This is a genomic window from Streptomyces silvisoli (assembly GCF_029269905.1).
Classification (GTDB): domain Bacteria; phylum Actinomycetota; class Actinomycetes; order Streptomycetales; family Streptomycetaceae; genus Streptantibioticus_A; species Streptantibioticus_A silvisoli_A.
On sequence record NZ_JARJBC010000002.1, the window covers coordinates 151174 to 171173 of the forward strand.

The following is a 20000-nucleotide window of genomic DNA, read 5'->3' on the forward strand; positions in this document are numbered from 1 at the left end:
GGGCCGAGGCCTACCGTCCGTTCTGGAACTGCGGCCCCTGCGGCGGCAACGTGATCGCCGGAACGGTCGGCGCCGCCGCCTGCTGGGCGACGGTGGCCTGCTGCGGATATCCGTACGCCGGATGCGGCGGATAGCCGTAACCGCTCTGCTGCGCGGTGGCGGCAGGCTCAGCGGGTGGTGGGAAGCCATAGCCGCCGGGCTGTTGCGGATATCCGTAGCCGCCTGCCTGGGCCGCCGGTTGCTGCGGATAGCCGTAGGCGGGCTGGGAGTTGGGCATGGGCGGCACCAGGGGCGGCAGCGGAACGCTGGGCTCCGCGGACGCCGGGGCGGTCCCCGTAGCCGCCGTCGCGGCGGAAGCCTCCGCCGGGGGCGGTGCGGCGGAGGGCGACGCGCCCGTCGGCTCGGGCGCCGCGGGCGCCTGAGCCTCCGCGTCGTCCACCGCGATGCCGAACTCCGTTGCCAGCCCCACCAGTCCGGTGGCGTACCCCTGCCCCAGCGCGCGGAACTTCCAGCCCGTACCGCGCCGGTACAGCTCACCGCAGATCATCGCGGTCTCGCCGCCGGTGTCCGGCGCGATGTCGAAGGCCGCTATGGGCTCCGCGTCCTCTTCCGCCGCGAGGTCAAGGAGCAGCAGCCGCAGCCCGGGAACGCTGCCGAACGTCCCGCCGTCCGCGGAGGCGGCCAGCACCACCCGGTCCACCGAGGTTTCGAGCCCGGCGAGTTCGACGTCGACGCTGTCCGTCAGACCGTGCCCCTCGCGCCGCTTGGGGCGGTGCCTCACCAGGCCGGACGGATGCCGCGGCTGGTTGTAGAAGACGAAGTCCGCGTCCGAGCGCACCCGTCCGTCGCCGCCCAGCAGCAGCGCCGAGGCGTCCACGTCGGGCACACCCGCGCCCGTGTTCCACCGCAGCACCGCCCGGACCGCGGACGCCTGAAGCGGGACGTTGGACCCCTTCACCATCGCGTGCGTCATACCGGTAATCCTGCCCTCCCGCCCCACGGCCGGACAACGCGGGTGCGTGCCGAACGTGGTTCCGGTGGCCGGTCAGCGGTTGATGCGGAGCCGGTCACCCGTTGATGCGAATCTGACACCCGATGGTCAAGACTTTGCCAAGCGGCTGCGTGCGATGATCATCCACGCGTGGCAGGGCGACGATCCGCCAACCACCGCACACCAACTACCCGGGAGCTGTATGCGCCACCATGGACCCGCCGCGCCACCCGCGCGGAACTCCGCGTTCCGCAACATCTTGGGTGACGAGCCCGCATGAGCACCGCCACCGCCGTCTGGACCGGTCGGTGGACCGCCGACCACCTCGGTGTCACGCTCACCGGCTCACCGGAACTGCCCAGGCTGCTCGGTCTCGCGGTGCGGGTGAACGACAAGCGCGCCCACCTGCTGGTGTCCAACGTCCTCGGCAAGTACGTACCGCAGCGCCCGGACGTCGTCTACGAGACCGGGCTGGCCCTCGGCCGCCGGGTGCTGGCGCTGCTCGGCGAGCACAGCGCGTCGCGTGCCGTGGTCCTCGGCTACGCGGAGGCCGCGGCCGGGCTCGGCCAGTGCGTGGCGGACGGCCTTGGGTGCGCCCCGTATCTGCACTCGACGCGTCGGCCGGTTCCCTCGGTCCCGCTCGTGGGGCGGTTCGAGGAGGAGCACAGCCACGCCGTACGCCATCTGCTGCTGCCCGCAGATCCGGAACTGCTCGCCGGCGGCGGCCCGTTGGTACTCGTGGACGACGAGCTGACCACCGGGAGGACCCTGCTCAACACGGTGCGGGCACTGCACGCCCGCTATCCGCGCGACCACTACGTGGTGGCCGCGCTGGCCGACCTGCGCGGCCCGCTGGACCGCGCCCGGCTGGAGGGCCACGCCGCCGAACTCGGCGTCCGCCTCGACGTGCTGGCCCTCGCCACCGGCGAAGTACGGCTACCCGCCGATGTGTTGACCCGTGCCGCGCACCTGGTGCGCCGCTTCGGCACGGCGCCGCCGGGCACGGCCGCCTGGCCGCCGGGCACCGTGGCGCGCGTCGAGCTCGGCTGGCCGCCCGGGCTGCCCGACGGCGGGCGGCACGGCTTCACGCCCCGGCACCGGGCCCTGCTCGAAGCGTCGCTACCGGGCATGGCGAAACGTCTCGGCAGCGCACTGCCGCGCGGTGCGCGCCGCGTCCTGGTGCTCGGCTGCGAGGAGTTGATGTACACCCCGCTACGGCTGGCGGCGGCACTCGACGCCGACGTCGACGGCGTGGAGGTGTACTTCTCGTCCACCACACGCTCCCCGGCACTCGCCGTTGACGACCCCGGCTACCCACTGCACACCCGTATCGCCTTCCCCACGCACGACAACCCGTTGGACGGTGCGGGTGAACGTTATGCCTACAACGTGGCGCCGAGCGCCCACGGTGTGCGACGCTTCGACGCGATCGCCGTCGTCGTGGACTCCGCTGGCGACACCCCTCGCCTGACGGCGCCCGACGGACTGCTGTCCCGGCTCGCAGCCCACACCGACCGGCTGCTGCTCGCCGCCATCCCCTCGTACGTACCCGAACGGCAGAACCACTCCCACCGGCACTCCACCTTCCCACGGAAGCACACCCCCCAACGGCAGGACCGGAACCATGCCCTGTGAACCCCTGCGCGGCCCGGCGTTCTCCAGCTACGCCCCCGACGAGGTCGGCTGGCTGCTCAAGGACCTCTCCGACGTGGCGCTCGAACGGCCGATCGAGGAGCGCGAGGAGGCGGTGCAGAACGGCGCGCACTACGCCGAGTCGCTGCCCGTCGAGTACCAGCCGAGCGCCGAGTACCAGCGGTTGTTCCGCACCGCGCTCGCCCGGTCCGCGGAGCGGATCGCCCGGGCCGTCGGCGTCGTCACCGAGACGGTGCTCAGCGAGCGCTCACCGGCACCGGTACTGGTCTCACTGGCCCGCGCCGGAACGCCGGTCGGCGTGCTGATGCGCCGCTGGGCGCAGCAGGCACACGCTCTGGAGCTGCCGCACTACGCCGTGTCGATCGTGCGCGGCCGGGGCATCGACACCACCGCGCTGCGCTGGATCGCGGAGCGGCATGATCCGACGGACGTGGTCTTCGTCGACGGCTGGACCGGCAAGGGCGCCATCTGCCGTGAACTCGGCGCCGCGATCGCCGGGTTGCGGCGCTCCGGTTGGCCCGAGGAGTTCGATCCGCGGCTCGCGGTGCTCGCCGACCCCGGCCGCTGTGTGGACACCTTCGGCACCCGCGAGGACTTCCTGATCCCCTCGGCCTGTCTGAACTCAACGGTGACGGGGCTGGTTTCACGTACCGTGCTGCGGCCGGACCTGATCGGGCCCGGCCAGTTCCACGGTGCCAAGTTCTACCGGGAGTTGGCCGACGTGGACGCTTCCGGGCTGTTCCTGGACACCGTGACGAAGCGTTTCGGCGATGTGGTGGACACCGTCGTCACCGAGGTCAAGGAGGCGGGGGAGCGGGACCGTACCCCCACCTGGGCGGGCTGGGCCGCGGTCCAGCGGATCAGCGCGGAGTACGGGATCGGCGAGGCCAACCTGGTCAAGCCCGGAGTCGGCGAGGCCACCCGGGTGCTGCTGCGCCGGGTGCCCTGGCGGATCCTGGTACAGCGCGACGCCGGGCCGGAGTTGGACCACATACGGCTGCTGGCCGACCAGCGCGGGGTGCCGGTCGAGGAGGTGGACGACGCGATCGGCCCGTACCGCTGCGTGGGCCTTGTGCACCCGAGGTACACCGCGGGGGCGGTCGGCGCGGACGGCAGGGCGGTGGTGCGCGGATGACGTTCACCCCCGGCGGCACGTTGATCGCGGCCGACCTCGACCGCACCCTCATCTACTCGGCACAGGCCCTCGCCCTCGCCATGCCCGACGACCAGGCGCCGCGGCTGCTGTGCGTGGAGGTGTGCCACGGCAGGCCGCTCAGCTACCTCACCGAGCGCGCGGCGGCGCTGCTGGCGGAGCTGGCCGCCGTCACCGAGTTCGTCCCGGTCACCACCCGCACCCGGCAGCAGTACCGCAGGGTGCATCTGCCGGGCACCGAACCGCGGTTCGCGATCTGCGCCAACGGCGGGCACATCCTGGTCGACGGCCGCACCGACCGGGACTGGCACCACCAGGTGCGGCGCTCACTGGAGTCCGTGTGCGCCTCGCTCGGCGAGGTGCTCGACCAGCTGACGCGGGCCGCCGACCGCGACTGGCTGCACAACGTACGGGTGGCCGAGGACCTGTTCGCCTACCTGGTGGTGGACCGGCAGCGGCTGCCGGAGGGCTGGTTGAAGGAACTGTCCGGCTGGGCGGAGGCCCGCGGCTGGACCGTCTCGCTCCAGGGGCGCAAGGTCTACACGGTGCCCAAGCCGCTGACCAAGTCCGCCGCCCTGGCCGAGGTGGTACGGCGCACCGGCGCGGCCCGGGTACTGGCCGCCGGGGACTCGCTGCTCGACACCGACCTGCTGCTCGCCGCCGACAAGGGCTGGCGCCCCGGGCACGGCGAACTCGCCGACGCCGGGTGGCAGGCCGCGCACGTCACCGCCCTCGACGCGGTCGGCGCCGCGGCGGGGGAGGGGATCCTCCGGCGGATGGCGGCGTGGGTGGAGGGCACGGGATTATAGCACCGCGTGGTGTACCCGGGACCTATGGCACCGGGTACACCACGCGGGTGCAGTTGGCCCTGGACCGCTCCACGCGTTCGGCGTTGGGCCGCTCGCTGGCCGCGATGAACTCCCGCGCCTGCTCCCGCGTGCGGCCACCGCGCAGATGCCGGCGCAGCAACCGCTCCTCGCGCACCCTGGGCGGAGTGTCCACGTACCACAGCGCGTCCAGCAGTTCGCGCACCTCACACCAGCCCTCGCCGTCGTCGGCGAGGTAGTTGCCCTCGGTGATCACCAACCGGGCGGTCGGCGGCACGACCAGACCGGCCGCGACCGGCTCCTCCAGCCGACGGTCGAAGTCCGGTACGTAGACCGGGTGTTGCGGTACGTTCCGTAGTCGCCGCAGCAGGTGTACATAGCCGTGGACATCAAAGGTGTCCGGAGCGCCCTTGCGCCCGCGCCGTCCCAGCCGGTCCAACTGCGCAGTGGACAAGTGAAATCCATCCATCGGGACATATCCCACCGAATCCACGCCAAGCCGCTGGGTCGCACCGCGCACCAGCCGCTGGGCCAGCGTCGACTTGCCCGCCGCGGGCGCACCCGCCAGCCCCAACAGCGCCCTGCGGCCTGCCATGCTGGGCACCAGGGCCACCGCCGCATCGATCAAGCTGTCAGAAACGGTCGACATGGCGTAACCCTACGCAACGGTAATCACGAGCGTGAACCACTGAGGAGCGTCTGGTGACCGAGAGCAAGAACCCGCCCCTAACGCCGGAACTCTACGCATACGTGCTGGAGCACAACCCGCCGCTCGACCCGGTCCAGCGCGAGCTGGTCGACTTCACGCACACCCGGTTCGCGGACGACGCCGGCCTGCAGACCGCGCAGGAGCAGGGACCGCTGCTGAGCTTCCTGGTACGGCTGGTCGGCGCCCGGCGGATCGTCGAGGTCGGCACCTTCACCGGCTTCTCCACGCTGTCCATGGCCCTGGCGCTGCCGGAGGACGGCCGGATCATCGCCTGCGACATCTCCGAGGAGTGGACCGCGGTGGGCCGCGAGGCCTGGGCGAAGGCGGGCGTCGCGGACCGCGTCGACCTGCGGATCGCCCCCGCGCTTGACACCCTGCGCGCGCTGCCGGACGACGAGCCGTGGATCGACCTGTCGTTCCTCGACGCCGACAAGGAGAACTACCCGCTGTACTGGGAGGAGTTGGTGCGCCGCACCCGGCCCGGCGGTCTGCTGGTGGCGGACAACACCCTGCTGCACGGCTCGGTGGTGACCGACACCAACAGCGACGGCCGGGCCGCCGCCATGCGGGCCTTCAACGAACTCGTGCTGACCGACGAACGCGTCGAGGCGGTACTGCTCACTGTTGCGGACGGAGTGACGTTGGCCCGGAGGACCGGGGCCTGACCTGCTGGCGCCCGGAGACGGCCGCCTCGCGTGCCGCCTCCTCACGGGCGGCGCGCTCCGGGTTGCGCAGCCGCCAGTACGGGTTGTCGTGCGGCAGATGGCTGTGCACCCGCCCGTACATCCCGAACGTCATCAGCACCAGCCCGAACACAAAGCTGAACAGCACGTTCGGCATGCGGAACGCCAGGAAGTTGACCTTGGTGTCCAGCACCGCGAGGTTCACGAAGCCGCTGAGCACGAACAGCACGCCCAGCACCATGTTGAGGGTGGACGCGAAGTTGCGGCCGATGACCATCCCCACGAACAGCAGCGCGCCGATCACTATGGACAGCACGCTGAGCGCGCCGTTCGAGCTCAGCCCCGCGACCCGCTGGCCGTGCAGCGAGAAGAACCCGACGTGGTTGAGCAGGCCCAGGATCCCGAAGGCCACCAGCACGAGGCCCATCAGCCCCGCACCGATCCGGTACACCTGGCTGAGCCGGTGATCCACCGGCAGATGATCGTCCAGTTTCATGCCCGGCTCCTTGGGAGGATGCGGTTGCCAGCCCGCGCTCACGCGCCTCTTCCGCGCCGCTCACGCTGGTGCTGACTTCCAGCATCCGCCCATCCGGCCGGTGCGGCCAGCTCAGCCGCAGCAGCCGCCTCCGCAGCAGCCGCCACCCCCGCCACTGGGCGGCGTGGCCGCGGCGGCACCGGTCACCGCGACGGTGGAGAGCAGCTTGACCGTGTCCTCATGCCCGTCCGGGCAGCTCGCGGGCGCGGAGGACTCGGCCATCGGCCGGTTCAACTCGAACGTGGTGCCACAGGCGCGGCAACGGTACTCATAACGAGGCATGCCCGCAGGATAAACGGGTGGGCGGACGGGGAGAACCGCCGTTCAGCGGGCGCAGGGGTGGGCGGGAAGCGAACCCCGCTCAACGGGTGCGGGCCCGCTCCTCACGGATGTTCGCGACGACCCGCTCCGCCACCTGCCGCACGGCGTCCATCTCGGTGAGGAACGCCCAGTAGTCCGGATGCCGCCCGGTGAGCCCCTCGACCGCGCGGTCCAGCCGCTCCACCGCCTCGTCCAGCGGCCGGGCGTGCCTGGGTTCCGGCGTCGTACGCCCCTGCATCACCAGCCGCTGCGCGTCCCGCAGCACGAACCGCGTCCTGTCGATCTCCGCCCGCGGATCCCGGCTGACCTCGTTGAGCCGCCGCAGCCGGTCACCGGCCGCCGCGACCGCCGCGTCGGACTCGCCCAGCAGCTCCCGCACCGCGCTCAGCGCGGCGGTCGCGTCCGGCCACCGCTGCTCGTCCCGCGCGGCCTGCGCCTCGGCCAGCTTCCGCTCGGCGGCGGCCACCGCGGCCGCCGCCTCGTCCGGCACCTGCTGGAGGTCCTGCCAGCAGGCGACGCTGAACCTGCGGCGCAGCTCGCTCAGCGTGGGCCCGACCTGGGCGGCCCGGGTGGCCAGCGCCTGCGCCCTGGTACGCAGCGAGACCAGCCGCTTGTCGACCTCCGCCGCGCGCTGCGGCAAACGCTCCGCCTCGGCGCGGATCTCCTCGGCGGCCCGGCGGGTGTCATCGGCCCGCCGGATCGTCCCCTGCACGCCGTGCGCCGCCGCGCCCTGGTTGAGCTTGGTCAACTCCGGCCCCAGCGCGGCCAGTCGGGCGGCGAGGTCATCCGCGGCCAGACCCGAGGCGCGCACCGCGTCCAGTGCGTTGGCCGCCGCCAGCAGTGACTGGCGGGCCCGCTCCACGGCGGGCGCCAACCGGGCCAGCTCGTTCTCCGCCCGGGCCAGCACACCGCTCAGACCCTGCGCGAACCGGTCCAGCTCCGAGCGGGTCCTCAGGATGTCGTCGCTGGCCAGCGTGAACGCGTTGCGCGCCCGGGTCGCGGTGGCCAGGTCGAGGTCGACGGCGTCCAGGTCATGCGCGTCCACCGCCGCTATGTACCCGCTGCTGACCTGGTCGATCCGCCGGCCCAGGGATTCGAAGTCGCCGGCGGCCTTGCGCCCGGCCGGGCTGCGGTCGACCGCGGTGATCGTCTCGATGGCGATGCGCAGTTCGCGCTGGGCGGTGTCCAACTCGTAGAACGCCTCGGCGGCGGCCTCCTTGGCCGCCTGCGCCTCGGCGCGATGGTTGTCCTCCCCGCGCCGCCACCACGAACGTGCCGTCGTCACATCCCTCTCCCGCTGGTCCGGCCGGGTACCGCGGACATCCTCCCACCGGGGCCCGGCGGACACAGCTGCCGGGGCAGCTCAGCTCGCACTGCGCCCCGCGCCGCAGCCGTTGCCGCTGTGCGCGGCGACCAGGTGGCCGCTGGCCGGGTCCTGCGGTACGTCGATGTGCGCGGCGACCACGCGGGCCGCTGGTCGGGTCTGCGGTAGGTCGACGTGCGCAGGTGGCTCGCGGTGATGCGCCGAGGAGGTGGTCGCGTCGAACCACCGCGTCACGCAGCCCCCAGCACCGGGCCATCGCGCCCTCGGGATGCCCGGCGAGCGCCAGCCCGCCCACCATCACCAGCGCCCCAGCGGACACGACGGCCAGCGCGACGCTACGGCTTCGGATGGACACGGGCAGCTTTACATGGCTCGCGGGACGACCGCCCCCTCGAACCGACGAACCCGAGCCCCCAAGATCGGCTGGCCCGCCCCCAACCCTTGGTAGGGCTCCGCCCCGGGATTTGTCGACCAGGGGCCAGGACAGGGTAATCTGTCCATCCCGCGCCGGTAGGACGCGAGGGCGCATAGCTCAGCGGTAGAGCGCTGCTCTTACAAAGCAGATGTCGGCGGTTCGAATCCGTCTGTGCCCACCAGCCAAAACGCCCCCGCAGCTCAGCGCTGCGGGGGCGTTGACGGTAGAACTTGACGGCAACCGGGTCAGTCGGTGCGCCGCCGCCGCTTGAGCAGCCTGTCCATATGGCCCATCGCTTCACGGCGGTTGCTGTCGGATACGTGGGTGTAGATGTTCATGGTCACCGCGATCTGCGAATGCCCGAGGATCTCCATCACCACCCGTGGCGGTACTCCTGCTGCGAACAGCAGCGTCGCGCACCCGTGCCGTGTGTCGTGCAGTCGGATCCTCGGGAGGCTGGCCGCACCCGTGATCCGCTCGAAGGACCGACTGATGTTCCGCGGCTCGACAGGGCGACCGGTCCGCGTCGTGAAGACGTAGTCGCCCTCCTGCCATCGACTACCGGCGAGGGTCCGCTGCTCCTGTTGGCGGAGACGCTGCCAGCGCAGGGGAGCGATGCACATGAGAGGCAGCGGGATGGAGCGGGTGCGCCGGTTCTTCGTGTTGTCCTCGTACAACTCCTTCTGTACGCGTTGGAGTTGATTCCGAACGGTCAAGGTCCGGCGCTCCAGGTCGATATCGCTCCAGCGCAAGCCGAGAATCTCACCGCGCCGCATGCCAAGGGCGACGGCCAGCACAAATGCCGTGTAGAGAGGATCTGTCCGTGCTGCCTCCAGGAAGGTCAGAGTCTCGTCCAGAGTCCACGGCTTGAGTTCGCGGGGCTGCACACGGGGCGCTGGCACCAACTGGACGACATTGCGGTTGATCAGTTCCTCCCGGCACGCGGCTGAAAGGGCGCTTCTCAGAACTCGGTGTGATTCCTTCGCTGTTGCTGGCGACGCCTGCGCGGACACGGACGCGATCATTCGCCGCACGTCCGGAACACCCAGCGACTCAAGGCGCTTCGCCCCCAGCAAGGGGACGAGGTAACGGCGAACGTGCGTCTCGTACTTCGCGTACGTGGTCTTCTTACGCTCTGGCCTGACGAACTCCTCAAGCCAGTAGGGGAGCCACTCGGAGAGCTTCGCTGAACGGGTAGGGGTGGGGATCCCCTGCCGGCCGCGCCTGACCAACTCCTGGCGCTTCGTGTCGCATTCATCCCAGGTGGCGCCGTAGACGGTCTTACGCTTACGGGTGCCATCGGGCTGGGGGACGTAGACGCGAGCTTCGTACCGGCCGTCCTTGCGCAGCCAGATGCTTCCCGCGCCGTTGGGGTTCTTCCTACGGGCCATCAGGCGGCGTTCTCCTCAATCTGCTTGTCGCGGTAGGCCCGCAGGCTCTCGGGGGCGATGCGGCGGCATCGGCGGACTTTGAAGCTTTCGAGTTCACGGGAACGAATGAGGTCGTAGACGGTGCTGCGGCTGAGGCGCAGCGCGGCCATTACCTCTGGAACGGTTAGTCCTTCGGGTATGGACATGGGCGTCCCTTCACGGGCGGTGTGGGTAGGTAAGAGCGCCCATGGCGGGCGCTTCGTCGCGGTTCATCGGGAGGGGCCCGCCGCAGCTGGGCGGCCTGGCACAGACAGAGGAGGCTGGGCGGGCCCCTTCTGGGGAATCCGCAACATCCGCCACGCCGCAACATTGCTGGTCAGCGGCTTGGATCTGTGGCGGATAGCGGTTTTGTGGCGGATAGGTGCCGCCGCACGCGGGGTGCGGCGGCTCCGGTGGGCGGGGTCGGTTCAGTGGGCGATGCGCAGAGCGCGAGCGTCGATTTCTGGAGCCGTGTGGCGCTTCGTATCCGCCACACGCGCGATATCCGCCACAGATTCACCCCCTGTGACCTGCGATGTTGCGGTGTGGCGGATGTTGCGGATTCTCTGTGGCGGGGGGCAGTAGCGGGCCCAGGCATCGTCGAGGTCTTCGGCGTAGTAGCCCTTCGGCGTGGTGCTCCCCATCCGAATGCCGCGGGGCTTGATCGGCTTGTGGCCGGGGGTCATGTACTGGCCGAGGATCTTGGACAGACCGCGTGACGTGATCGGCTTGCCATCGTCGTTGAGATCGCCCCAGGGGGCATCGTCGAGGCCGTGGAGGACTTCGAGGATGGCGGCGGTGGGCATGCGGTCGGCGCCGCAGAAGACGCGGTCGCGCAGGTCGGTCAGCAGCCGCACCCCGAGGGAGGCTTCGTCCTGGTCGATGGAAGCTTGGATGAGTTCGACGCAGGCGGCGCGGGCGCGCTCGGGCCAGTGCCCGCCAGCCGCATCCGCGACTGCTAGGAGTGGCTCCCATACGTCTGCTGGTCGGTCGGTGACGCCGTCAGGCATCTGCGGCCACGCCTGGGCGACTTGGTCGGCGACCGTGGCGGCCCAGTCGGCGAGCTGGTCGCGCAGGGCGTGGCCCTGCTGTTCGTGGATCCGTCGCCGATAGGGTTCGATCGTCTCGTTGGGGGCGCGCTTGCGCATGTGGATGATGACCGAGCGGGTCAGGATCGTGTCGGGTAGAGAGCCGAGGCCGGCCATGGCGACGGCGCAGAAGGAGGAGAACCATTCCGGGGTCTGGTTGGCACCGTCGCCGGTACAGCGCAGCATCTTCCCGCCGCGCCGGTAGCCGGAGTTGAGAAACCCGCGCACCGGCTCGTTATCTCCGGCCTTTGGCCCGAAGATGGTGTCGATCTCGTCGAACAGCAGGGTGGGCCGCCCCTCGGGCAGCTCGACGAGACGGAACAGAGCGTTGGGTGAGGCGTTGACGGTTGTCGTCGCCCGGGGCGTGAGCGTTTCGACGATCTCCAGGGCGCGGGACTTGCCCGATCCAGGCTCGGGTGAGAGGAATGCGAGGCGGGCGGTGCCGTCGAACGCGTCGATCAGGTGCGCGTGCGCGTCCCACAAGGTCACGGCGACGTAGGCGGCTTCGCGGGGGAAGACGTTGAAGCGGCGGTGGAATCGCTCGACTTCGTCCAGCAGAGCGGCGCCGTCGATGGGGTCGGTGGTCATGCGGCGTTCCTCCTTTCGTCGGGCTTGCGGAGCGGGCAGTGCTCGCGGTGGGCGGTGTGGTTGGCGATGAGCCGCAGGACGTCGGCTTTGCCCTGTGCACGGCGGTAACGGCCGCAGGAGCACCACGACTCGGCCACGGAAACCCGCATCCACGAGGTGGGTGCGGCAATCCGCAGCCACGCCACGGGGACGCGCCCATCACCTTCGGCCGGGGCGCTCGGGTGCGGTACGCGGGGAAGGGCTGAAAGGACGCCCTGGCGGGCGGCCTTTTTCTGGCCGCGCGGGGGAGCCGATCCTGTGGCGTGGTCGGCGCGGGTAAGTGCCGGTGGGTTGGTGAGGTGTCGGGTCATTGGAAGCTCCCGGCACCGGCGTTGAGTCCGTTGGCCACGGCTCGTTGCGCGTATGCCTCGGGTACGCCGACGGCGATGGCGGCGCTGATGATCTGCTGGCCGATGCCGTCCAGGCCGCACGGTCCAGGGCAGTGGGTGTGCTGGGCTGCCAGGAAGCGGGCCACCCCGAACGCCTGTGATCCGGCGCCGGATTGGGTGTGGCTGCTCACCTTGGCCAGGCCGCGTTTCAGACCGGTATGGATGTACGCCTCGGTGTGGCGGCATCCGGTGGCCACGGTCCGGTCCCAGGTGGCGCACGTGGGGGACGAAGAGGCCACCGGCCCGCGGGCGGGGGTGGCCTCTTCCTTCACGATCAGGGCGCGGACAGCGGGCAGCAGGTCCACGATCGTTCCGCTGCCGTGCCCGAGCCAGCGGGCGTAGTTCATACGCGACTTGATGTCGACACCGGGCCGCACGGAGTTGGCCGACGGCATGGTGCCTCGGTAGATCCAGTGTTCCCCGCGGTTTGTCGTCACGGTGCGGGTGAGCGGCAGGGTCTGGCGGGCCCAGGCAACAGCCTCGGGGTCGTCCAGGTCCACCACGGTCAGTCCGGCTCCGGCGGGGTGGTAGGCCACGGCGGCGGCCTGCCGCCAGGCCCGAGCCCACGCACGGGAGGTGATGACGGTGGTGTCGGTGGTGGCTGCTGCCCAGCCGTGGCACACATCGGGGCATTGGCAGGGGCCCGCACTCTTCATGTTCGGGCGCCCACCGCAGACGCACCGTGCGCAGGCGCGGCAGTTCCCGAACGGTCCCTTGCCTTCCCGCAAGGGCAGTACCGGCACATTGGCCGCTGCCAGTTCCAGCGCGGTCCGTAGGTGGCCGGTGCCTGGATCCATGCCGCGCGCCAGCGCGGAGGAATGGTCAGGTGTCATGCTGGGGGTGCTCCTGTTCTGTCGAAGGGACGGAGAGCCGGGGCGGTCGCGGTCTTTGGCGAGAGGCGACCGCCCCGGGCGGCGTTAGAACGGCGGCTCGCTGGAGCCCTGCTGAGCCGCCGGGGAAGCACTCCCTGCCTGCCAGGCATCGCCGGATGCGGCCGGGGCGATGGTGCGGTTGACGCGCTGGACCTGGGCGGTGGCGAACAGCAGGCTGGGGCCGATGTCATCGACTTCCAGCGCGAGCATGGAGCGCTTCTCGTCGTTGTCGGTGGTCCAGTCGAACTGCCGCAGACGGCCGGTGACCACGACGCGGGTTCCCTTGTGCAGCGTCTCCGTGACGTGTTCGGCGAGCGCGCGCCAGGCGGTGCAGCGCATGAACATCGACGTGCCGTCGCGCCATTGACCGCTGGTCTTGTCGTAGGCGCGGGGGGTGGAGGCGACGGTGAACTTCACCATGGCGGCGCCGCTGGGGGTGAAGCGCAGTTCGGGATCGTCGGTCAGGTTGCCGACGATCGTGAGCGGGGTCTCTCCAGCAGACATGCGGGACCTGCCCTTTCTCGAATGAGTTCAGTGCGAAGCGGGGTGTGACGGGGCCGGTGAGGTCAGCGGTTCGTGCGGGCGGCTGCGGCGTCTTGGTGGGCCATGCTGAACAGGGGGCTTGCGGCCTGGTGCAGGGCGTTGGACAGTTCCGCCAGGCAGCCCGTGGCGGTGGCGAGAGCGGCCAGGGCTGTGGAGACGGGCTTGGCGGGGTGTTCGCCGGTATCCATGCAGATCTCGTCCTGTCGGGCGCGCTGGTCCAGCTGGTCGGCGAGTTGGAGCAGGGTCTGGGGCATCCGGTCGGTGAGGGCGGTGAGGGCTTGCACGGTGCTGCTGATCTGCGGTGCGGTGAGCTTGCCGTTCAGAGTGATGTGGTTGAGGGTGCGGATCGCTTCGGCGGCGGCCTGGGCCTTCTTCGCGGGGTCCGGCTTGGTGGGCATGCGGTTCTCCAGCTCTGTCAGTGCTCCGGGGTAGGGGCGTTTAGCCCCCGGACGGCGACGTGCAGCTCAGCGGCGGTTTGGGTCGCATACCTCGGAGATGTGAAAAGCGTCGGTGGACTCGTGGCAGCGGTCGACACAGCGACGGCACCACGGGGTGTCCCCGTGTCGGGCTGAGCCGTCGAATCGGGTGTCGCTGGGGTCGAAGGGCTTGCGACAGCGACCGCATGTTGGGGCTGGGGTGCGAGTGGCGGTCATGAACTCGCGTCCTTTCAGAAGCGGTTGGTGAGCCGGTTGTTGCGGCCCCGGACGGTTTGGCGGCCCACGGTGGTGTGCCGGGTGGTGTTGAACACGCTGAAGCTGGTCGTGCCGCCGGTACGGCTACGAACCTTGGCGACGAAGACACCGGCGACCACGACGGCGACGAAGATGACCGCCCACTTCAGGCACTCGACGGCATCCGGCAGCACGGGGTGGGCCTGGCGTAGCGCCGCGGCGGCGATCCAGAACGCGCCGGAGGCGGCGAGCACGGTGACCGAGCCGAGTACAACGACCTGCCCGACGACCGGCGGCAGACTCACCGACGGCCGCTCCGTCGGCACGTCGGGGGTATCCGCGGGGCTGGTGGGCTGGTCGGGGGCGGTGGGGATGGCGATGATCCGGCCGTTGTGGTCGAGTGCGGCGATGTAGCCCGGCGGCAGGGTGACCGCATCCGGCGTCAGCGCGGGCGGTGGTCGGTCTGTACGGGGCGGGTACGGCTCCATGGGATGGCTCCCGAAGGGTGGTTAGTGGACGAGGGAGTTGGCCCAGTCGATGACGCTGGTGATGGCGTGGTTGACGGTGGGCGCGATGCCGGTGGAGGCGAGGAAGAACCCGAACAGGGCGAACACGAGGGCGGATCCGAAGCGGACGTATCCGGTGCGGAGCAGGATCCATGCCAGGACGAGGAAGACGAGGGTTGCGGGTATGGCCACGGGAGTACCTCCCGGTTGTCGATGCGGGAACGGTGGATGTGGATGCCAAGAGCGGCCCTCCGAGAGGGAAGGCCGCTCCGGCTTTGGTTACGTTGTGTAGCCGTAGTGGTTAGTGGCTACCGGTTAGTGGCTACTGCAAAGCGCCCTGTACGGGCCGCTGTCGGCGCTGGAGAGGCGTTCTACTGGTTAGTGGCAACTTGCCGCTAACCAGTAGCCAGTAGCTCTCAGTGAGGCGTCAGGCGTGGTCCGGGTGGACGTAGACCGAGTGCGGTCCGTTGTCCCGGTAGACCAACTCGCCGCGTTCCGCGGCGGCTTTGAGCGCGTTGCGGACGGCTAGCCGGGAGCGGCCGACGTGGTCGGCGACTGCGGACGGCTTCATGCCCATGGCGCCTGCCGACTCGATGGCGTCGATGGCCTGGGCCAGCCAGTCCGGTCCCTCCCCGATCGGCTCGCGCTGGTCGCCGCCGGAGGTGTTGGGCGGTGAAGGGGTGTTGCGCTCGTAGGACAGGCCCAGCGTCGGCCGCCGCCGCGGAGCACCGCTGCCACCGTCCTGCGGCGTACCGCTGTCGCGCGGGGGTTCGTCGGTGGTGCCGTACGTGCGGTCGATGTCTGCCATGAGTCGGGCGGCCAGGGCATCGGGGTCGTGGTCGTCCCGGCGCTGGTAGGACAGGCCCAGCGTCTTGCGGCTATCTCCATCGCCTGGTGTGGGAGATTCAGGTTTGTCGAGTACGACGGTGGTAGCTGAGGCGGTGGTCGCGTCCGACGTGCTGGTGCTGTTGGTGGCTGTTGCCCACAGCCATCCGGCGCGCTCTTGGCTCCAGCGGCGGGCGTAGTCGTCGCCCGCGGCTTCGGCGGAGACCTGGTCGAGTTCGGGGCGGCGGTCGTTGGTGGCGAGGGTGACGGCGCGGGCCAGGCTGGGCTGGGACTTCCAGCCCTTGAACTCCGTGGGGGCGAATCCGGTGGAACCGGCGTCGCCGATGACGCCGGATCCCTTCTCGTTCAGCTGGGAGCTGTCGATACGGGCGTTCGGGAACAGCTTGGCCACGTTGTGCCCGGCCTGTTCACCCGAGGTCAGTGCCACTGCGACCGGGGAGAACCGCTTGACCTCGGTGTCACCGATGGCGGAGACGTTCCCGTCGACGGCGGTGAGCACGAAGCGGATGCCCATGGCCCGCAGCGTGCGCATGCCGCGCTTGATGAGCTGGGCCAACTCCCGCTTCTCCGGATCGCGTCGGCTGTTGAGGTGGGCCAGGACTTCGGCGCCCTCGTCCACCACGATCATGATCTGCGGCAGGGACGGGCTGACGGGTAGCAGCGTGGTGTTCTTCTGCATCATCAGTGCCTGGTACCGCAGTTGGCGCGCGTCCCCGATGCGCAGGGCGGCTTTGAGGAGGCGGACGGCTTCCTTCGGGGTGGAGGCCAGCCAGTCCACGCCCGGCCGGGTGCCGTCCGGGGCCTTCTCGCCGTGCGGCGGGATCAGCCCCTGTGCCTCCAACCAGGGAATCACCCAGGACAGGCCGATGGCGCCCATCTTCAGGTCGATGACCCAGGTGACCACATCGGTGCACCGGGCGAACCCGGCCAAGATCACGTCGAGGAACGTGGACTTGCCTGATCCGGGCGGGCCGAGCAGCAGCGCACAGGCTTCGCGCAGGAAGACGCGGATCTCTTCGCTGTTGGGGCGCATGCACCAGGGGATGCCCGTCAGGATCGACAGGGGGCTGTAGTCCTCCGGGTAGAGCTTCTCCTCCTTCAGGACGTTCTTGGTCATGATGTCGAGGACCACCAGCCCCTGGGCCGCGCCTTCCTCGACGCGGACGGTGCAGCCCAGCGGGAGGCGGGCGTCGGTGGCCAAGCCGCGGCTGCGGGCGTTGATGCGGTCCCAGGTGATGCCGCCTGCGGGGAGTTCGGCTTCCAGGGAGAACCCGGCGCCGGTGGGCCAGAACTCCACCGCGACCACGGTCACGTCGACGGCGCAGACGCGCTTGATCCGCTCCTGCCATTCGCGGGCCACGATGCGGCGGCGGGCGTCCAGGTCGGCGGCTGCGGCCTTGGCTTCGGCGCTGAAGCGCTCCTCCTCGGTCACCTCCTCCCACGCCGTGGTGTGGGAGGCGGCGGCCCAGGTGCCCAGTCCGACGGCGGCAAGGGATCCGGCGGCGGCCCAGGACAGGGGGCCGTGGGCCATGGCCCAGGTCGTCCAGCCGCCCGCGACCAGCCAGGAAGCGGCGCGGGCGACCGCGGAGCGAAGGGTCAGTTTGCGGTGGACGCTGTGGCCGATGCCGTGCCCGAGCGCCCCGGCCGCGCCGATGACCAGCGGCCACCCGTCGGGCATGCCGGTGGCGGTGCCCAGCAGCGCGACCGCCGCCGCGCCGGTCGTCGCCGACAGCGCCCCGGTGACCGGACCGTGCCCCTTGGCCCAGTCCACAGGTGGCAGAAGACTGTCGTCACCCGGGGTGCGGCGGGTGCTTTTCAGGTCCAAGGACTTCACGGCCCGGCGCTCGCGGTCCGCGGTCGTCTTCGGTGTCACGTCCAACTCCTGGCGGTAGAAGAGGCCAGGCCTGCCACACCAGTTGGGTGGACGGGCCTGGCAAATTGGCGGAGGCGCTGTCCAGTTGTGGTGTCTCAGGACGTTGGTGTCGTCGTGAGACGTTGTCGGTAGGCGCGTTGGCGGCATGCGTGCGAGCAGTAGCGGGCGGGGCGGCCGGTTGCTGTTGGGGTGATCGGGCGCCTGCACGCTGGAGCAGAGCAGCGGCGCCGTGCGCGCCGGGTTTCGTCACGCGTTTCGTCACTCGCTGGGGGTAGGGGTGGCGCGTCCTTCGCGGTGATTTCCCAGAGGGTGCGCGCCACTCGTTCGGTTCTGAGTCTGCGGCGGGGGCGACTGGGGGCGTCCCAACCAGCTCGCGCGGGGCGGTCAGCTGCGCGGCGCCATCCAACTGCGCGCAGGCTTGCGCCGCTCTCGCCGTCTTGGGTGTAGGTGATGGCCCGCCGGTAGCCCATGGCTTTGGCGGTACGCCAGACGGCTCCGTACAACGCTGAGCAGGCGTTCGGGCTGCTGTCGGTGGCCAGCCGAGTGACCTCGACGGTGAGGCCATCGTCAAAGGCGCGGGCAACAGGGCGCCCGGCGATGGCCACTCCCACCAGACGGCCGTCTGCCGTCCTGGCTCCCAGCGAGAATTTGTGGCCCTGGGGCGCGGTGTGATGGCGGTGGACACGATCGACGTACTCGCACGCGTCCCGGAAGGCCATCGGAACAACGGTGATGGTCATCTGAGCGGCACCAATTTTCACGAGGTGGCACATCTAGTTGTTGGTGGTGTCCCACTTCTCTTCTGCGTTGTTGCGCGGCTCCTCATGGCGGCGGATGTCCTGCTCATGCACCGCGCGGAAGGTCTTGAACGCTTCCTCGGCGGCGTCGATGGCGTGCTGCAGCGCCTTGTAGATCTCATCCAGCGCCGCGCCGACCTGCGGTTCCAGCGGGAACTCGTCGTCGGACTTCTGCGCCAGGACCGCGAAGGTGTTGGCGACGGACTCCAGGGCGTTGGGGAAGCCCTGGATGGTGTCGTGGACGTGCATCATGCCGTCCGGGTCGTACGCCTGAGCTGCGGATTCCATCTCGCTGGCGGACTCGGTGAACAAGAAACCGGGGCTGTCGGCCATGCTGTTGCCTCCTCCTGTGCTGGTGCCCCCTGGGTGGGCGTTGTGGTTGCGGGGTGCGCGGCGGACCGTCGAGGCGATCGGCCCGCCCCCGCCGGTGTCGTCGGTGTTGGCGGCCTGGACGGCCGCGTCGTACTCCTCGCGGATCGCAGCGTCCCGGTCGGCGCGGGCCCGGTTCGCTGCATTGGCCAGCCGCCGGTACACCCGTAGACCCGGGTACTGGAGCCAGCGCCAGCCCAGCCACCGGCCGAGGGGGTGGGTGATCAGGCCGATCGTGAAGAACGGCACGCTGATAGCGGCAGCGAGGAGTTTGCGGGTGTAGCAGCGCACCGCGGATGCGGTCAGCCGCCGCCACAACCGCGCCCTGGCCCGGGCCCGCTTGCGTACCTGCCGCATGCGGCCCAGCCGACGGGAGTTGCGCTCATCGCGCACGGCGCGGGACTTGGCACGCAGCCGTCGCCTGGCTTGCCGCAACCGCTCCCGCCCGGCCAGCCTGCCAGTCCCAGCCCTGCGGTCGCGGGACCTGGGCCGGTCCTGCCGGGGCGGCGTGGTGCGGCCGTTGGTCGCGCCACGCCGCGGGGACTTCCCTCGGCTCAATCCGCCGGCCGATCCGGTGCGGCCTGATGCCGGGGTGTTGCGTTTGGCGGCGCGGCGTTCGGCTTTCCTGGCGTCCTTGGCGGCGCGCCGGTTGTCGGCCAACCGTCGCCGATCGGCGGTGTCCTGGCGGCGCTGTTGTCCCCGGCTGGGCGCAGTAGCGGTGCGAGCGTTGCGGGCGGCTTTGATCGCTCCGGCGCGGCCAGCCGCCGCGCGGCCAGCCTGTTCCGCACGTCGCCTGGCGGCCTGGCCCGAGGCGCGCAACGATCGAGCACCGCCCCGTCCAGCACTGCCACTGCGGGAGCCTGCGCGGGCAGACCGCCCGCCCGCCCCGCGGCCACCGGCGCCGGTGCTTCCGTGCCGCGCCCGGGACCCGGTCGAGGCCAACGACCCGCGGCCGGATCCAGCGCGCTTGCCGCCCTGTGACCTGCTCCCCGTGCGGGAGACGGCGGCCCTCTTGTCGGCGGCGCGGCGGCGCAGCGCTGCAGCGCCGGTCGCGGCTACGGCTACCCCGGCGGCGGCCAGTCCCGTTGCCGGGGCACCGGCGGTGATGACGGCGGCGGACGCCGCGGCGGTCATCGTGTTCGCGCCGATGACCGCCAACGGCACCCCTGGGATGCCGCCCGGCACGTGCGGCGTTGGTGTCGACGGCTGCGACGGGGACAGGTCCGGCTGGCCGTCGGCGGGGTCGACTTCGGTCAGGTCGTCATCCGGGTCGGCGTCGAGGACTTCGCCCGGGGTGATGGTGGCGTCGGTCATGCTGGTGCTACTCCTCTCCAGGAGTGCAAAGGCGGCGCCCCCGGCCGGGCCGTAGGAAGCAAGTCGGGGGCGCCGTCAGGAACGG

Annotated in this window: 19 protein-coding genes, 1 tRNA gene and 1 pseudogene; 4 read left to right on the forward strand and 17 right to left on the reverse strand. The window is 70.7% G+C overall.

Going from position 1 to position 20000, the window contains the following annotated elements; translation table 11 throughout:
* Positions 1 to 10: 10 nt before the first annotated feature.
* Entirely contained in the window at positions 11 to 973 is a 963-nt protein-coding gene (locus P3G67_RS03685) for a TerD family protein (protein ID WP_276092150.1), read from the reverse strand.
* 294 nt (positions 974 to 1267) lie between these two features.
* Between P3G67_RS03685 and P3G67_RS03690 the strand changes: the two are divergent.
* Together P3G67_RS03690 and P3G67_RS03695 are read left to right on the forward strand one after the other, a co-directional pair.
* A pseudogene (locus P3G67_RS03690) lies at positions 1268 to 3779 on the forward strand (phosphoribosyltransferase).
* Positions 3776 to 4606 carry an HAD family hydrolase gene (locus tag P3G67_RS03695; RefSeq protein ID WP_276092151.1) on the forward strand — a complete coding sequence of 277 codons (831 nt, stop codon included), beginning with the start codon at positions 3776 to 3778 and terminating at the stop codon, positions 4604 to 4606. The pseudogene P3G67_RS03690 and the gene P3G67_RS03695 overlap by 4 nt, the downstream one beginning before the upstream one ends.
* 22 nt (positions 4607 to 4628) lie before the next feature.
* Here the strand turns inward: P3G67_RS03695 and P3G67_RS03700 are convergent, their stop codons facing one another.
* Positions 4629 to 5273 carry a nucleoside/nucleotide kinase family protein gene (locus P3G67_RS03700; protein WP_276092152.1) on the reverse strand — a complete coding sequence of 215 codons (645 nt, stop codon included), beginning with the start codon at positions 5271 to 5273 and terminating at the stop codon, positions 4629 to 4631.
* 53 nt (positions 5274 to 5326) lie between these two features.
* Here P3G67_RS03700 and P3G67_RS03705 point away from each other — a divergent pair, with 53 nt between their 5' ends.
* The gene (locus P3G67_RS03705) at positions 5327 to 5998 is read left to right on the forward strand and encodes an O-methyltransferase (protein WP_276092153.1); all 672 of its coding nucleotides are present in this window, start codon (positions 5327 to 5329) and stop codon (positions 5996 to 5998) included.
* Here the strand turns inward: P3G67_RS03705 and P3G67_RS03710 are convergent.
* The 4 genes from P3G67_RS03710 to P3G67_RS03725 form a co-directional block, all read right to left on the reverse strand.
* Positions 5952 to 6512, reverse strand: a complete 561-nt coding sequence (locus tag P3G67_RS03710; RefSeq protein ID WP_276092154.1) for a DUF4383 domain-containing protein — start codon at positions 6510 to 6512, stop codon at positions 5952 to 5954. The two genes, P3G67_RS03705 and P3G67_RS03710, sit on opposite strands and share 47 nt — an antisense overlap.
* 111 nt (positions 6513 to 6623) lie before the next feature.
* Positions 6624 to 6833 (reverse strand): FmdB family zinc ribbon protein, encoded by a 210-nt coding sequence (locus tag P3G67_RS03715; protein WP_276092155.1) that lies wholly within the window; start codon positions 6831 to 6833, stop codon positions 6624 to 6626.
* Between the two features lie 79 nt (positions 6834 to 6912).
* Entirely contained in the window at positions 6913 to 8157 is a 1245-nt protein-coding gene (locus P3G67_RS03720; RefSeq protein WP_276092156.1) for a hypothetical protein, read from the reverse strand.
* A 78-nt stretch (positions 8158 to 8235) separates the two neighbouring features.
* A complete protein-coding gene (locus P3G67_RS03725) occupies positions 8236 to 8430 on the reverse strand; it encodes a hypothetical protein (protein ID WP_276092157.1) in 195 nt (64 codons plus the stop codon).
* 287 nt (positions 8431 to 8717) lie between these two features.
* On the opposite strand from P3G67_RS03725, the gene P3G67_RS03730 reads away from it, so the two are divergent.
* Positions 8718 to 8792 (forward strand) — tRNA-Val (locus P3G67_RS03730).
* Between the two features lie 64 nt (positions 8793 to 8856).
* Here the strand turns inward: P3G67_RS03730 and P3G67_RS03735 are convergent.
* The 11 genes from P3G67_RS03735 to P3G67_RS03780 form a co-directional block, all read right to left on the reverse strand.
* Positions 8857 to 10002, reverse strand: coding sequence for a tyrosine-type recombinase/integrase (locus P3G67_RS03735; protein WP_276092158.1), 1146 nt, complete (start codon positions 10000 to 10002; stop codon positions 8857 to 8859).
* Complete coding sequence (locus P3G67_RS03740; protein WP_276092159.1) at positions 10002 to 10187, reverse strand: helix-turn-helix domain-containing protein; 186 nt, start codon at positions 10185 to 10187, stop codon at positions 10002 to 10004. Before P3G67_RS03740 ends, P3G67_RS03735 begins: the two co-directional genes overlap by 1 nt.
* A gap of 261 nt (positions 10188 to 10448) precedes the next feature.
* Positions 10449 to 11696, reverse strand: coding sequence for a DUF3631 domain-containing protein (locus P3G67_RS03745; RefSeq protein ID WP_276092160.1), 1248 nt, complete (start codon positions 11694 to 11696; stop codon positions 10449 to 10451).
* Positions 11697 to 12042: 346 nt separating this feature from the next.
* Positions 12043 to 12957 carry a bifunctional DNA primase/polymerase gene (locus P3G67_RS03750; protein ID WP_391858190.1) on the reverse strand — a complete coding sequence of 305 codons (915 nt, stop codon included), beginning with the start codon at positions 12955 to 12957 and terminating at the stop codon, positions 12043 to 12045.
* A gap of 84 nt (positions 12958 to 13041) precedes the next feature.
* The gene (ssb, locus tag P3G67_RS03755) at positions 13042 to 13500 is read right to left on the reverse strand and encodes a single-stranded DNA-binding protein (RefSeq protein ID WP_276092161.1); all 459 of its coding nucleotides are present in this window, start codon (positions 13498 to 13500) and stop codon (positions 13042 to 13044) included.
* Positions 13501 to 13562: 62 nt separating this feature from the next.
* On the reverse strand, positions 13563 to 13937 hold the full coding sequence (locus P3G67_RS03760; RefSeq protein ID WP_276092162.1) for a hypothetical protein: 375 nt from the start codon (positions 13935 to 13937) through the stop codon (positions 13563 to 13565).
* Between the two features lie 269 nt (positions 13938 to 14206).
* Complete coding sequence (locus P3G67_RS03765; RefSeq protein WP_276092163.1) at positions 14207 to 14698, reverse strand: hypothetical protein; 492 nt, start codon at positions 14696 to 14698, stop codon at positions 14207 to 14209.
* 21 nt (positions 14699 to 14719) lie between these two features.
* Positions 14720 to 14908, reverse strand: a complete 189-nt coding sequence (locus tag P3G67_RS03770) for a hypothetical protein (RefSeq protein ID WP_276092164.1) — start codon at positions 14906 to 14908, stop codon at positions 14720 to 14722.
* 235 nt (positions 14909 to 15143) lie between these two features.
* Positions 15144 to 17435, reverse strand: coding sequence for a hypothetical protein (locus P3G67_RS03775; protein WP_276092165.1), 2292 nt, complete (start codon positions 17433 to 17435; stop codon positions 15144 to 15146).
* Between the two features lie 95 nt (positions 17436 to 17530).
* Positions 17531 to 18208, reverse strand: a complete 678-nt coding sequence (locus P3G67_RS35965) for an XF1762 family protein (protein ID WP_449343248.1) — start codon at positions 18206 to 18208, stop codon at positions 17531 to 17533.
* Entirely contained in the window at positions 18209 to 19915 is a 1707-nt protein-coding gene (locus P3G67_RS03780) for a hypothetical protein (RefSeq protein WP_276092166.1), read from the reverse strand.
* Between the last annotated feature and the right edge of the window lie 85 nt (positions 19916 to 20000).

Coding starts and splice junctions, on each gene's coding strand:
- P3G67_RS35965 (WP_449343248.1), bottom strand. CDS start 18,208: ATGTGCCACCTCGTGAAAATTGGTGCCGCTCAGATGACCATCACCGTT.
- P3G67_RS03760 (WP_276092162.1), bottom strand. CDS start 13,937: ATGCCCACCAAGCCGGACCCCGCGAAGAAGGCCCAGGCCGCCGCCGAA.
- P3G67_RS03735 (WP_276092158.1), bottom strand. CDS start 10,002: ATGGCCCGTAGGAAGAACCCCAACGGCGCGGGAAGCATCTGGCTGCGC.
- P3G67_RS03750 (WP_391858190.1), bottom strand. CDS start 12,957: ATGACACCTGACCATTCCTCCGCGCTGGCGCGCGGCATGGATCCAGGC.
- P3G67_RS03700 (WP_276092152.1), bottom strand. CDS start 5,273: ATGTCGACCGTTTCTGACAGCTTGATCGATGCGGCGGTGGCCCTGGTG.
- P3G67_RS03715 (WP_276092155.1), bottom strand. CDS start 6,833: ATGCCTCGTTATGAGTACCGTTGCCGCGCCTGTGGCACCACGTTCGAG.
- P3G67_RS03695 (WP_276092151.1), top strand. CDS start 3,776: ATGACGTTCACCCCCGGCGGCACGTTGATCGCGGCCGACCTCGACCGC.
- ssb (WP_276092161.1), bottom strand. CDS start 13,500: ATGTCTGCTGGAGAGACCCCGCTCACGATCGTCGGCAACCTGACCGAC.
- P3G67_RS03765 (WP_276092163.1), bottom strand. CDS start 14,698: ATGGAGCCGTACCCGCCCCGTACAGACCGACCACCGCCCGCGCTGACG.
- P3G67_RS03780 (WP_276092166.1), bottom strand. CDS start 19,915: ATGACCGACGCCACCATCACCCCGGGCGAAGTCCTCGACGCCGACCCG.
- P3G67_RS03685 (WP_276092150.1), bottom strand. CDS start 973: ATGACGCACGCGATGGTGAAGGGGTCCAACGTCCCGCTTCAGGCGTCC.
- P3G67_RS03745 (WP_276092160.1), bottom strand. CDS start 11,696: ATGACCACCGACCCCATCGACGGCGCCGCTCTGCTGGACGAAGTCGAG.
- P3G67_RS03740 (WP_276092159.1), bottom strand. CDS start 10,187: ATGTCCATACCCGAAGGACTAACCGTTCCAGAGGTAATGGCCGCGCTG.
- P3G67_RS03710 (WP_276092154.1), bottom strand. CDS start 6,512: ATGAAACTGGACGATCATCTGCCGGTGGATCACCGGCTCAGCCAGGTG.